The organism is Paenibacillus cremeus, from assembly GCF_007786445.1.
Classification (GTDB): domain Bacteria; phylum Bacillota; class Bacilli; order Paenibacillales; family NBRC-103111; genus Paenibacillus_G; species Paenibacillus_G cremeus.
Genome location: NZ_VNJI01000008.1, coordinates 37,369 through 50,008, shown reverse-complemented (window position 1 = coordinate 50,008; position 12,640 = coordinate 37,369). Strand labels below are relative to the sequence as shown.

General features: G+C 55.4%; 12 protein-coding genes. 4 read left to right on the top strand and 8 right to left on the bottom strand.

Translation table 11 applies throughout. The annotated features are described in order from the left end of the window. Positions 1-7 precede the first annotated feature (7 nt). Both FPZ49_RS08250 and FPZ49_RS08245 read left to right on the top strand, forming a co-directional pair. A complete protein-coding gene (locus FPZ49_RS08250; protein ID WP_144845632.1) occupies positions 8-1,297 on the top strand; it encodes an arsenic transporter in 1,290 nt (429 codons plus the stop codon). A 65-nt stretch (positions 1,298-1,362) separates the two neighbouring features. Next, complete coding sequence (locus FPZ49_RS08245) at positions 1,363-2,913, top strand: PAS domain-containing sensor histidine kinase (RefSeq protein WP_144845425.1); 1,551 nt, start codon at positions 1,363-1,365, stop codon at positions 2,911-2,913. Positions 2,914-3,018: 105 nt separating this feature from the next. On the opposite strand, the gene FPZ49_RS08240 is transcribed toward FPZ49_RS08245, so the two are convergent. From FPZ49_RS08240 to FPZ49_RS08230, 4 genes are all read right to left on the bottom strand, one after another. Continuing rightward, positions 3,019-3,189 carry a potassium transporter TrkG gene (locus FPZ49_RS08240; protein ID WP_144845423.1) on the bottom strand — a complete coding sequence of 57 codons (171 nt, stop codon included), beginning with the start codon at positions 3,187-3,189 and terminating at the stop codon, positions 3,019-3,021. 112 nt (positions 3,190-3,301) lie between these two features. Next, on the bottom strand, positions 3,302-3,433 hold the full coding sequence (locus tag FPZ49_RS36685) for a hypothetical protein (protein WP_261381319.1): 132 nt from the start codon (positions 3,431-3,433) through the stop codon (positions 3,302-3,304). Positions 3,434-3,474: 41 nt separating this feature from the next. Beyond that, the gene (locus FPZ49_RS08235; RefSeq protein WP_144845422.1) at positions 3,475-5,370 is read right to left on the bottom strand and encodes a PrkA family serine protein kinase; all 1,896 of its coding nucleotides are present in this window, start codon (positions 5,368-5,370) and stop codon (positions 3,475-3,477) included. A gap of 995 nt (positions 5,371-6,365) precedes the next feature. After that, positions 6,366-7,712 (bottom strand): sn-glycerol-1-phosphate dehydrogenase, encoded by a 1,347-nt coding sequence (locus tag FPZ49_RS08230; RefSeq protein WP_144845420.1) that lies wholly within the window; start codon positions 7,710-7,712, stop codon positions 6,366-6,368. A 123-nt stretch (positions 7,713-7,835) separates the two neighbouring features. Here FPZ49_RS08230 and FPZ49_RS08225 point away from each other — a divergent pair, with 123 nt between their 5' ends. Together FPZ49_RS08225 and FPZ49_RS08220 are read left to right on the top strand one after the other, a co-directional pair. Then, positions 7,836-8,573: a DUF2161 domain-containing phosphodiesterase gene (locus FPZ49_RS08225; protein ID WP_144845418.1), complete on the top strand. Its 738-nt coding sequence runs from the start codon at positions 7,836-7,838 to the stop codon at positions 8,571-8,573. A 114-nt stretch (positions 8,574-8,687) separates the two neighbouring features. Continuing rightward, a complete protein-coding gene (locus tag FPZ49_RS08220) occupies positions 8,688-9,473 on the top strand; it encodes a polysaccharide deacetylase family protein (RefSeq protein ID WP_261381318.1) in 786 nt (261 codons plus the stop codon). 37 nt (positions 9,474-9,510) lie between these two features. Here the strand turns inward: FPZ49_RS08220 and FPZ49_RS08215 are convergent, their stop codons facing one another. The 4 genes from FPZ49_RS08215 to FPZ49_RS08200 all read right to left on the bottom strand — a co-directional run bounded on the left by FPZ49_RS08215 (position 9,511) and on the right by FPZ49_RS08200 (position 12,640). After that, positions 9,511-10,440: an NAD(P)/FAD-dependent oxidoreductase gene (locus tag FPZ49_RS08215; protein ID WP_144845416.1), complete on the bottom strand. Its 930-nt coding sequence runs from the start codon at positions 10,438-10,440 to the stop codon at positions 9,511-9,513. Between the two features lie 151 nt (positions 10,441-10,591). Continuing rightward, positions 10,592-11,893: an ABC transporter substrate-binding protein gene (locus tag FPZ49_RS08210; protein ID WP_144845414.1), complete on the bottom strand. Its 1,302-nt coding sequence runs from the start codon at positions 11,891-11,893 to the stop codon at positions 10,592-10,594. A 189-nt stretch (positions 11,894-12,082) separates the two neighbouring features. Next, entirely contained in the window at positions 12,083-12,403 is a 321-nt protein-coding gene (locus FPZ49_RS08205) for a hypothetical protein (protein WP_144845412.1), read from the bottom strand. An 18-nt stretch (positions 12,404-12,421) separates the two neighbouring features. Beyond that, entirely contained in the window at positions 12,422-12,640 is a 219-nt protein-coding gene (locus tag FPZ49_RS08200) for a hypothetical protein (protein WP_144845410.1), read from the bottom strand.

Here is a 12,640-nt window from a genome sequence, read left to right as displayed (position 1 = left end):
GGCTTCTATGACCGCAGTCATATCATTCTTGTTATTCGCAGCTACGATGACGCTTATCATTTGGCAGCCTCGCGGTCTCAGTATCGCCTGGCCCGCCCTCGGGGGGGCCGTTGCAGCACTGCTCTTCGGTGTCGTCACCTGGACGGACGTGCTGGCCGTTACACACATCGTCTGGAATGCGACCTTAACTTTCGTAGCACTAATTGTAATCTCTCTGATTTTAGACGAGCTTGGCTTTTTTGAATGGTCTGCCCTGCACATGGTTCGCTTTGCCGGTGGCAACGGGGTGAAGCTTTACATTTTTACGATTTTGCTGGGTTCAGTTGTGTCCTGCTTTTTCGCCAATGACGGTGCGGCTCTCATTTTGACGCCTATCGTGCTGGCCCAGGTCAGAGCGCTGAAGCTTCCGGCTCCCATCGTGCTTCCCTTTGTCATGGCGAGCGGCTTTATTGCCGATACGACGTCGATCCCGCTGATCATCAGCAATTTGGTCAACATTGTGTCCGCGGACTTTTTTAATATCTCGTTCACGGATTATGCGTCCATTTTGCTGTTTCCAAACCTGATCTCGCTGCTCGCCAGCTCAGGCGTACTCTATTTGTATTACCGCAAACAGATCCCGACCCATTACGATTTGTCCCTTGCGAAGCAGCCGATGGAGGTCGTCAAAAATCGCACCTTATTCAAGCTGGCGTGGTTCGTCCTGCTGATCCTGTTTCTCGGCTACTTGTTCAGCGAAGCCTATGGGATACCGGTTTGCGCGGTTGCGGGATTCACCGCCTTATTGCTGACCTGGTTTGCCCACCGCAGCGGATTAATGAAAGCCGGCCGGATGCTGAAGCAAGCCCCCTGGTCGATCGTCATTTTTTCCATCGGGATGTATGTGGTGGTCTACGGGCTTAAAAATGCCGGATTCACCAATTGGCTTAGCGCCGGAATCGAGCACCTATCCAGCTATGGTCCACTGGCGGCCACCTTGGGCATGGGTATGCTCGCCGCCGTCCTTTCGTCCATCATGAATAACCTGCCCTCGGTTATGATCGGAGCCTTAGCTGTGGATGCCTCGGTCATCGAGGGTCCGGTACGCGAAGCGCTGATCTACGCCAATGTCATCGGCTGCGATTTGGGCCCCAAAATAACGCCGATCGGCTCTTTAGCTACGCTGCTCTGGCTTCATATTTTGGCACGAAAGCAGGTATATATCGGCTGGTCGGCCTATTTTAAGACCGGTCTGGCGCTGACGCTTCCTACCTTGCTCATCACCTTGCTAGGCCTTTATTTCAGGCTCTTGCTTTGATCTGTTATCCCATGAATTTCCATGTTATAATGAAGCGAATGCGGACAGGCGGGTGATCACATTTAATGCAAAAAATCCCAGTGATTCGTGACAAAAAAAGCTCCGACATCCTCATCATTCCATCCGATGATGTAGTAAAAATCGAATGCATTCGGGACAAAGAGTACATCATCCATACGCTGACGGACAAGTATTATTGGGCGGCCTCCATCGATGCGTTTGAAGAATGGCTGTTCGAGGAAGGCTTTCGGCTCATTGATCAAATGAATGTCGTCAATATGAATCATGTAACCGATTACGACGCCCGCAAAGGCATTGTGACGCTGAAATCCGACACTTCCTCCCGGTATAAGACGGCTTCTGCCGCCTGGATTCACGGCGATCATATCGTCAACGTGATGAACCTGCTGGCCAAGATGAAGAATCTGGGGCACGGCGTACCGGAAAACGAAGAGGATGATGCGATCTTCGAGACGATTTTGGCCCAGGAAGAGGATTACCGGTTTGCCCGCTCCTACGCCATGATTAAAGCGCTCTACGAGAAGAAGAAGGCCGAGCTGCGGCTGGAGGAAAGCGAGCTGCGATACAAGTCGCTGTTCGAGCACAATCCCGATCCGATTCTCTCCTTGAACTTGAATGGACTCATCACAAGCGTCAATCCGGCCATGTTCGAGGTGATGGGCTACACAGAGGACGATTTGCTTCAAAAAACACTCGACCTGCTCGTAACGCCGGAGCATCACGAGCTGATGGCTACGTGGTTTGAAGAAACGGTCAAGGGGGCGACCCCACAATTTGAAATCACGTTCATCAGCAAGGACGAGCGTCCCGTAGAACTGAGCGTCGAAAGCTTTCCAATCTTCGTGAACAAACAAATCGCAGGCGTCTATATGATTTGCCAAGATATCAGCGAACGCAAGCGGGCGGAAGAAATGATTTTGCGCTCCGAGAAGCTGTCGATCGTCGGTCAAATGGCCGCCGGTGTCGCACACGAAATTCGCAACCCGCTAACCTCGCTCAAAGGTTTTGTACAGCTCATGCAGTCCAAGGTCGAGGGCTTCGACAGCTACTTCTCCATCATGCAGGAGGAGCTGGACCGCATTAATTTTATCGTCAGCGAATTTCTGGTCATTGCCAAGCCGCAGTCCGTGCGCTTTCAGACGAAGGACGTGCCGACGATCTTGCACAACACCATCATGCTGACCGGCTCCCAGGCACTCATTCATAATGTGAATATTACGACCGAAGCCAAGCCGGACGTGCCGACAATCAAATGCGACGAGAATCAAATCAAGCAAGTGTTTATCAATATATTGAATAATGCCATCGAATCCATGCCGGAAGGCGGGGAAATTCATATCTCAATCGTCACGGCGGAGGACGGACAGCTGCTGATGCGCTTTAGCGATAACGGGTGTGGGATTCCGGAGGATCGCATTCCAAGACTCGGAGAGCCGTTCTATACGACCAAGGAAAAAGGCACCGGACTGGGACTGATGGTGACGTTTAAAATCATCGAAAATCACGGGGGCCAGATGCGGATTTTCAGCGAGCTGGGCAAGGGAACGACCGTAGAAATTAAGATGCCCGCCGCCAAAAGGCAAGCCAGAGGTTAATCCAGCTCTTAATGAAATAACGGGGGATAGAGGGACTTACCGTTCCTTTATCTCCCGTTTTTGCTTCTATAATAAAGCGTGCGAAAATATTCATACGCTAGCCGATCATAATATTCCCTCAGGATGGATCGCGTAAGCGATGGTGAGCGGGCTGAGCCGACCGGCGAACATTAGAAAAATCAGCAGCACCGTGCAGGGCACCGATAAGTCGGTGGTGAGGCCTAGTATGTAGCCGACCGTACCGAAGGCAGACACCGTCTCGAACAAAATTTTCAAAAAGTCCTCCTGCTGGGACTGTTGACAAACGGCATTTCACTTCTGAGTGATACAACATTTAGAAGTGAAAACGCTGATGATCCACTATATATTGTAGTGAATCATCAGCGTTTTATTTAGCCGAGGACTTTGTCAACAGTCCCTGCTCGGTGCACTTCAAAATCATGGCGGAGCCCGTCACCAGCTCCACCCGCATGAGCGTCACGCAAAAGTCAATAAGTGCTAACGACAAAGAAAAAGACAACTTCCTTCTCTCCACAGGAAGTTGTCTTTATGATCATAGGCTTATCGGTTCAGCAGACTGCCGACATAGCGCAGCAGCTCATTGGCCGAAGCCGTCGTGTATCCGTGCTCTTCCACCAGCCGCTTGATGACTTCGTTGATGCGCTTCAGCTGGTTTTCATCCGGCGTTTTGGTCGACGTGGTGATCTTCACGATATCCTTCAGATCGGTGAACAGCTTCTTCTCGATCGCTTCCCGCAGCCGCTCGTGGCTGCTGTAGTCGAACCGCTTGCCCTTACGGGAATACGAGGACATGCGGATGAGAATTTCTTCGCGGAACGCCTTCTTCGCATTTTCCGAGATGCCGATCTGCTCCTCGATGGAGCGCATCAGCCTTTCGTCCGGATCCATCTCCTCGCCGGTTAACGGATCCTTGATTTTTTGCCAGTTGCAGTAGGCCTCGATGTTATCCAGGTAATTGTTAAACAGCGTTTTGGCGGACTCGTCGAAGGAGTAAACGAACGCTTTTTGCACTTCTTTTTTGGCGAGCTCATCGTATTCCTTGCGCGCAATCGAGATGAAGTTGAGGTAGCGCTCCCGCTCCTCCTTGGTGATTGACGGGTGCTGGTCAAGCCCATCCTTGAGCGCCCGCAGCACATCCAGCGCATTGATGAATTCAAGGTCGTGGCGGATCAGAGCACTGGAAATCCGGTTGATGACATAGCGCGGGTCGATCCCGGTCATGCCTTCCTCGCTGTACTCGTTTTGCATTTCTTTTAGATCGGCTTCTTTGTAGCCCTCGACTTCTTCGCCATCGTACATGCGCATTTTTTTCACGAGATCCATGCCCTGCTTCTTCGACTCCTTGAGCCGGGTCAGGATGGAGAATATCGCAGCGGCCCGCAAGCTGTGCGGAGCAATATGCACGTGCTTCATGTCGCTTTGCTTGATCAGCTTGCCGTAGATTTTTTCCTCCTCGGATACCTTGAGGTTGTAAGGAATCGGCATGACGATCATCCGCGACTGCAGCGCCTCGTTCTTCTTATTGGAGATGAACGATTTGTACTCGGATTCGTTCGTATGCGCGATGATGAGCTCGTCGGCGGAGATGAGCGCGAAGCGGCCGGCCTTGAAATTGCCTTCCTGTGTCAGCGACAACAGGTTCCAAAGGAACTTCTCGTCGCACTTGAGCATCTCCTGGAATTCCATCAGACCGCGGTTCGCTTTGTTCAGCTCGCCGTCAAACCGGTACGCCCGCGGATCGGATTCCGAGCCGTACTGGGTGATCGTCGAAAAGTCGATGCTGCCCGTCAAGTCGGCGATGTCCTGCGATTTCGGGTCGGAGGGACTGAAGGTACCGATACCGATCCGATTATCCTCGGAGATCAGCACGCGCTCCACTAGCACATCCTCGATGCGGCCATTATACTCTTCTCGGAGCCGAATCTGGCAGGAAGGACACAGGTTGCCTTCGATTTTGACCCCTAGCTCCTGCTCCACATCTGGGCGCAGCTCAATCGGAATCAGGTGCAGCGGCTCCTCGTGCATCGGGCAGCCCTTGATCGCGAAGACGGCGCCGTCATCGGTGCGCGAGAACTGCTCCAGTCCACGCTTGAGAACCGTCACGATGGTGGACTTACCACCGCTGACCGGCCCCATCAGCAGCAAAATCCGCTTGCGTACGTCGAGCCGGCGCGCCGCAGAGTGGAAATATTCCTCCACGAGCTTCTCCATGGCCGAATCGAGCCCGAAAATTTCTTTCTCAAAGAAATTGTATTTACGGCGCCCGTTCTCCTCCACGATCCCATGGGAGGCTATCATCTCGTACACCCGCGAATGTGCCGTCATGGCCAGGCGAGGATTTTCTCGGAGCTTCTGAATGTATTCGGCGAAGGTTCCAGTCCAAGCCAGCCTTTCGGTTTCCGTGCGGTAATCGGCGATCTTCTTAAATAAGTTCATGATTCAAACCTCCTCCGGGTTTTGCGGGGCAAAACCAGCTTCGTAAGGACACGTCTTAGATGATGCGAAAACGCAGCCGAACGGCTTTGCAGCATCCGCTTCTAAAGTTGTCATGCAAGCATTCTTCAATCCAGCCTACACTAGAGCCTCAGCCTCACCAGGATGGGCTCCCCGAACATGCAGTGCTGCTTGCAGCCTCCTGCACACCCGTGCGTTTCTCGCGGTACAACCCATTTCTTCAACGTCGAAAGCCTAAGGAGCGCTCATGTCATCATCCTTAACCTCTTTTATTAATTGCGAAGTGTATTAAATACCTATGCAAGAGTGGAGAGTAAGTTGACCGAAATTTTAAGACAAATTCAATAAAATCATCCCCCGCACCCTCTCTGTCCTTTCTCGTCAACTGACTCGCAAAAGGCGTCTTCAAACAACACTTTATGCTTGGACCCACCAGTTCTAGACCGCCGCCAGGCAAAAATATGAGTCTCGCGCGGCCAGCGCATGTCAAAAAGACCGTCGGGACATGGTCCGGACGGATCTGGGGCATTTACGTGGGCGCGGGGCCAGGAGGCGTTGTAACGCGGATTATCCGCGTTTCAGGTATGGCGAGGCGGCGTGGGGGCGCTCTAGCGCGGCTTTTCCGCTTTGCTGCAACGCGGGGCCACGCGGATGCGCTCTAGCGCAGCTTTTCCGCTTTCTGGTCACGCGGGGCCACGCGGATGCGCTTTAGCGCGGCTTTTCCGCTTTGCTGGCAACGCGGGGCGGCGCGGATGCGCTCTAACGCGGCTTTTCCGCTTTGCTGGTAACGCGGGGCGGCGCGGATGCGCTCTAACGCGGCTTTTCCGCTTTGCTGGCAGCGCGGGGAGCGCGAACGCGCTCTTGGTCAGTCGGGGCTGATGGATTGCCCCGCATATGGCGTATATAGTTACCTACTTCCGCCAACGCTTGCCCAACCGCACCTCATGCGACTTACGTTTCCCCTTCTCCCGCCAATGCTACAACCACTCGCGCAAACGCAAAATCGTGTAGCGGTTGCGCACGTACTTGGCGTAGCGCAGGCTGCCCTCGACCAGCTCCGGCTCGATGCCGAGCTGCTCGGGCGCCGTCGCCCCGCCGACGCGCTGGAGCCACGCCGCGAGCTGCTCCGGCGCCGGCATGCGGCGGCACACCGCCGCGACGTCGCCCCAGCGCTGGCTCAGCCGCTCGGCGAGCTGGCGCAGCTGCGCAGCCCGGCTCGCGGGGGCCAGCGCGTCGGCGTTCTCCGCAAGCACCTGGCTCGCGATGGCGCCGTAGCCGGCGCGGATCGCCGCCGCTTCGCCGTCCGGCGCGAGCCAAGCTGGCGACGCGAGCCGCTGCTGCACCGCCGCCTGCACAGCGGGGGCGTCCAGCGCGGCAGCTTCGCGGTACAGCGCCGCCATGTGCACTGCGGCGACGCCGACTTTGGCGCCGTGCAGCAGCGCTTGGCGGCCAGCCTGCAGGAACTGCATCTCCCAGTAGTGGGACAAGTGATGCTCGGCGCCGGAGGCCGGGCGGGAATGGCCCACGAGCAGCATGGAGATGCCGGAGAGCAGCAGGCCTTCCATCAGCTTGCTTACTCCCCCTTCGGTGCCGGAGGCGATGTCGTCGATGTGCCGGATGCACAGCTCGAGGCCCTGCCGGGTGATCTCGGCCGCGAGCTCGCAGACCGGCTCATCCAGCAAGAGCTGTCCGAGCTGCCAGTCGGCCAGCGACGTGTACTTGCCCAGCATGTCGCCGAAGCCGGCGGCGATCATCGGGCGCGGCGCCAGAGCCAGCACCTCGAGGTCGCCGAAGATGGCGTCCGGCGCGCAAGCCGGGATGGTCTGCTTGAAGCCGCCGAGGATGAGCGGCGCGCCGGTGGAAGCGAAGCCGTCGACGGAGGGTGCCGTCGGCACGCTAAGGAACACGCGGCCGGTCCGATGGGCCGCGAAACGCACGATATCGTGAAGCGTCCCCGCGCCCACGGCCACCAGCGCCTGCGTCGCCGGCGACACGTGCAGCAGCAGCTGCACGATCGCCCGCTCGCTCGCGGCGAGCTCCCCGTGCTCGTCATCGTCGAGCACGCACAACTGCGCCGGGAGCTGCGCCTCAGCGCACAGCTTGAGCAACGCCTGGCCGGCGGCCTCCACGGTCCGCCGGTCGCACACCAGCAGCAGGTCGCGGAGCCCCCGCTCCTGCGCATACATCGGCAGCGCGGCCAGCGCCCCGCGCTCCAGCACCACCCGGCGCAGCGGCACGCGATGCTCCCGCCCGCACGAATCACACACAAAGCTCCGCCCGAGCCACGGCTCCAGCTGGTCGGCTTGTTCCCATTGATGCTCCATCCGTTTCACACGCTCCCTATGAACTAGTCGAACTAGTCGTTTCATCTATCCTACCAAATTTATGCTATAATGACACTACATAAGCCTGTTCCCCTAGACCCGAACGAAGGAGACCGCCATCCCGTGCCGATCAAAAGTGAAACGGAGCTCTACGCTCCCGTGAAAACCTACCTAGAGCAGCTCGGCTACGACGTGCGGGGCGAGGTGCGCCACTGCGATTTGGTGGCGATCCGCGGCGAGGAGCCGCCGGTCATCGTCGAGCTGAAGCGCAGCTTCTCCATCCCGCTGCTGCTGCAAGCCATAGACCGGCTGAAGCTCAGCCGTACCGTCTATGTCGCCTTCGAGCGGCCGGCTAAAGGCCGCGCTCCGCACTCCGCCAGCTGGCCGGAGCTGCGCAAGCTGTGCGGTATGCTCGGCATTGGAATGATAACCGTCCAATTTTATAAAACCAGGAAGCCGCGAGTCGAAGTGGAATGCCATCCGCCCTCCGATCCGGCTCTGCTCACGGCGCCCCCCCGCCATAACAAATATGCCGCAGGCCGCGTCGTGAAGGAGTTCCAAGAGCGCAAGGCCGACTACAATGTCGGCGGCAGCACCAGGCGCAAGCTGGTGACGGCCTACCGCGAGAAGTCGCTGCATATGGCCAGCGTACTGCAGCAGCAAGGCCCGCTAAGCCCAAAGAAGCTGCGTGATCTAACCGGCTACCCGACAGCGGCAGACATGCTGCAAAAAAATTATTACCTCTGGTTCCAGCGCGTCGAACGCGGCATTTATAAGATTACGCCGCTAGGGGAAGAAGCACTGGAGAGCTTCGCCCATGTGGTCGCTGCTTTTCCTTCGCTGGAGCCGGCAGCTACATAAACGAGTCCTCTCCACTCGGTCTGTCGAATCATCCTAAACTTTCATGCATAATCGTATGGGACACCGGATAAGAATAGAGTAATAGAGTTCCCATAGAAAGGAGCTGTCGCTCGCTTGTACAAACCGGTGTCCTTGTTCATCCGCTGGCGTTTCCTGCTTATGCCCTTGCTGCTGCTTTGCTCGATCTCGCTGCCGACCGACTACACAGACGTCGAGGCCGCTGCGACAGACGAGCGCAAAAAGCTCCGCATCCCCGTCCTCAACTACCACAGCATCACAGTCGATCCCGGAAACATTGCTACGATCACGCCCGAAAAATTTGAAGCTCAGATGGACGCGCTGGCCGAGGAAGGCTATACGACGCTGACGCTGCAGCAATTTTTCAATATATTGGAGGGCAAGGAGCCAAGCCCGGACAAGCCGGTGCTGCTGACCTTCGACGACGGCTATGCCGATAATTATCAGTATGCGCTGCCCGTCCTGCAAAAGCACCAGTTTCATGCCACGCTCTTCGTATCGCCAGGCATGGTGGATGATGGCTACTACTTGAGTTGGGAGCAAATCAAAGAAATGCACGAGGCAGGGTGGGATATTCAGCCCCATGGCATGACGCACCCGCATCTGCCGAAGCTGTCGGCGGAGGAGCAGGCCTACGAGATTGTCGAGGCGAGGCGTCTCATTGAGAGGCATCTGGGGACGAAAGCGGATGTGTATTGCTATCCTTACGGAGAATACAATCAAAGCACGCTGACCATTTTGAAGGAATACGGCTTCCGCTATGCCTTTACGATCGATCAGGGAAAAACTACGCCGGATCAGCATCCTTACAAGCTCAAGCGAATTTTCGTGAACGGCGAAGAATCGATGAGCAAATGGAAGTCGAAGCTGGAAAAAGGGTAGGCCATTCAGCCATTCCGCTTTGTTACGCTCATTTCTGCTAAGTCTTCACAAGCGCTTTTGCAGCTTCATCACGCTTCACCAGCTCCTTATGGATCCAAATCGCCGCTTGCGAGCCTTCGCCCATGGCAATCGTGACCTGCTCCGAATGCACGCCGATATCGCCGGCCGCCCAAACGCCCGGCACCGACGTCATTTTGCTTCGGGGATCGGTGACGATATGTTTATTTTCCAGCCGCTCCACGCCGAGCGGGGCCAGCCAATCCGAGTGCACTCGATTCCCGCCGAAAGCGATAAACCCGCGCTCGCCCTCGATGATGCGGCCATCGGCCAGTCGAACCCCGCCAAACCACCCGTCCGCGCTGCCCAGCACCTCAGCGATTTCCGCTTCTTCACAGACAATGCCCCGCCCCAGCAATTGATCAAGCAACGTGCTTCCGATCACCTTACGCTCATGATTTACATACACGATCCGATCCGTCCAATACCGCAGCGTAAGCGCCATCGAAGCACCCACATCTCCCGCGCCCAGCACGATCGTCCGCTTTCCTTTGATCTCATAGCCATCGCAGTCCGGACATACGTACACGCTGAGGCCAAGACAAGGCGTAAGTCCGGGGAGGTCCGGAAAACGATCCATGATCCCGGTTGCCGCAAGCAGGGTCCGCGCAGACAAGGTCCCGCCGCCTTCTGCTACCGCGACGTCAAAGTGCTCGCCATGCTTCGCCGCTGCAATCACTTCATCGACCCGAAACTGCACACCCAGCCGCTCCGCCTGCAACCGACCGAGCCGCCGCAGCTCCTGACCCGAGACACCGTCCGGCCAGCCCAGCACATTGTGATAGCTGCGGCACAGCGTGGAGCGCCCCAGCCCCTTATCGATAACCAGCACCCGATGGCCGTAGCGGCCTAGCTGGATCGACGCCTGCATCCCTGCAATGCCCCCGCCGACGATGATGCAATCCAACATGAAATCGTCACCTCTGGTAGTGGAAATACACACATTGCCCCTAGCATCCCCCTCTCCAATCAAACCATTCACCAAGCGCCAGCAAACAACAAAAAAAACGGCCTGGCAGAAGCTTTGCTCAAGCTCCCGCCAAACCGTTTCATATAAAACTTTATTTCTTCGCCTTCAGATTATCCCAAGTCTTTTGGAAGCTCGCGTACATTTGATCCTTCGTCTGCTTGCCGGCGATGTATGCCTGCATGGTAGCACCGAATTCTTGCGTTGCGCCGTCCGGATATTTAGGCCAGTTCCAGCCCAACACTTTGTTGTCTTTGCTGTACTTTAGAATATCGCCCGCGATTGGCCCCAAATCCTTTACATCCGCATTGATGCTGGCGAACGCCGGAATGAACTTGAACTCTTTGGTCATGTAGTTTTTCCCGGTATCGGAGGTCACCATCCAGTTCAGGAATTCCTTCGCTTCCGCCTTCACCGTAGAGTTCTTGTTAATAACCCAGTTGTTCGGCACCCCTACGAATACTTTATCGTTCGCCGCCGCATCTTCGTTAATCGGCATCGGCAGCACGCCAATATTCAGATTCGGCGTAATTTTATCGATCTGTACTTGCGTCCAGTTCCCTTGCTGCATCATGGCCGCTTTGCCGGTAGCGAAGTTCGTGACCTGCGTGTTGTAGTCCGTCGTAAGTGGGTTCGGCTGACCGTATTTCACCGTCAGATCCAGCAGCTTCGTCCAGTCGTCAAATACCGGACCTCCGAACTTTTGGGAGCCGTCGAACAGTCCAGTAATGTATTTATCCGGATCCGCTTGGCGAGCCATAGCTACGTTCAGGTTGTGGATCCCGAGAATCCACCACTCCTGAAAGCCGTTAGCGAACGGCGTAATGCCTGCAGCTTGCAGCTTCTTTGCGGCTTCTTCCAGCTGGCTGAGCGTTTTCGGCAGCTCCGTAATGCCGGCTTTCGTAAACAAATCTTTGTTATAGATGAAGCCGTAGCCTTCAATGTTCATTGGCATGCCGTACAGCTTGCCGTCTTTCGTCATCGGCGCTTTGGCTACCGGCAGCACATCTTTTACCCAAGGCTGATCGGACAGATCCTCGAGATGCTCCATCCAGGTATCCGCTTCACGGAACCCGCCGTTATTGAAAATATCCGGCTGATCGTTCGACGCGAACTTCGTCTTCAACGCCGCGCCATAGTCCGCCCCGCCGCCAACCGTTTCGATCTGCAGCTTCACGTTCGGATGCGTCTTTTCATACTCATCCTTCATGCGGTTCAGCGCTTCATTAATTTCCACCTTGAATTGAAAAATTTTCAGCGTAACCTGTTTACCACCAGCCGCACCTGGAGCCGCTGTATTATTTTGACCTGTCTTCGCCCCGCAGCCTGCTGCAACGCCGGCGAGCAGCAGCGCGCTCATGGAAATAGCCGTCATTTTTCTGAACGATTGTTTCATTCGAGAGCCTCCCTTTTAATATGACCTTACCTTGAACTTACAGAAGCTTTTCTTATATTGTGCCTACATTGGTCATTATAAATTCTGGCACGATGAGCCAACACAGAGAATATTGAACAAAAAGGTGGAACAAATTGACCGCGCTTTCATTTCCACCAAAATGCAAAAAAGGGACAGCCGGCTGCCCCTTTACCAGTTTCTATTCAACACCTGCATGCTCTCGATGTGGTCCTTGGTCTCCTTGGTTCCAAGGTCATGAAGCGTTTCGTAAATGGTTTGCAAGGAAGCGTCATACCCGTCATTAGGCGCATCGTGATGGTACGGAATTCCTGGCGCATGCGCTCTAATAAAGGAATCCTGCTCGTAGTCCTCTTTTTCATCGAACAAGTCTCGAAGCCGATCAATTTGCTCGGGGGTCGCATCAATCTCCAGCTCATAAGCAGCATCGCCCTGATTCTCCATAATGGTTCTGGATTGGACGGATACGTAGTAGCGTCGTTTGGTCTCCATGTCAGTTCCTCCGAAGGGTTAAAAGTAATACATCCAAATCATCGCACCCAGCACGACCGCAACCGGAAACAGCACATAAGCGATCAGCATCGGATTGGCGAGGATGTTATGCTTTACGGACGTATGATTCATGCCCTTGTCCATCTCCCGGTCCTTCTGCTTCCGAATCGCCGCAATGGAAAAGACAAAGGCAAACACAACGATAAGAAACGCCAGCATGAGTAAATATTTTAACAT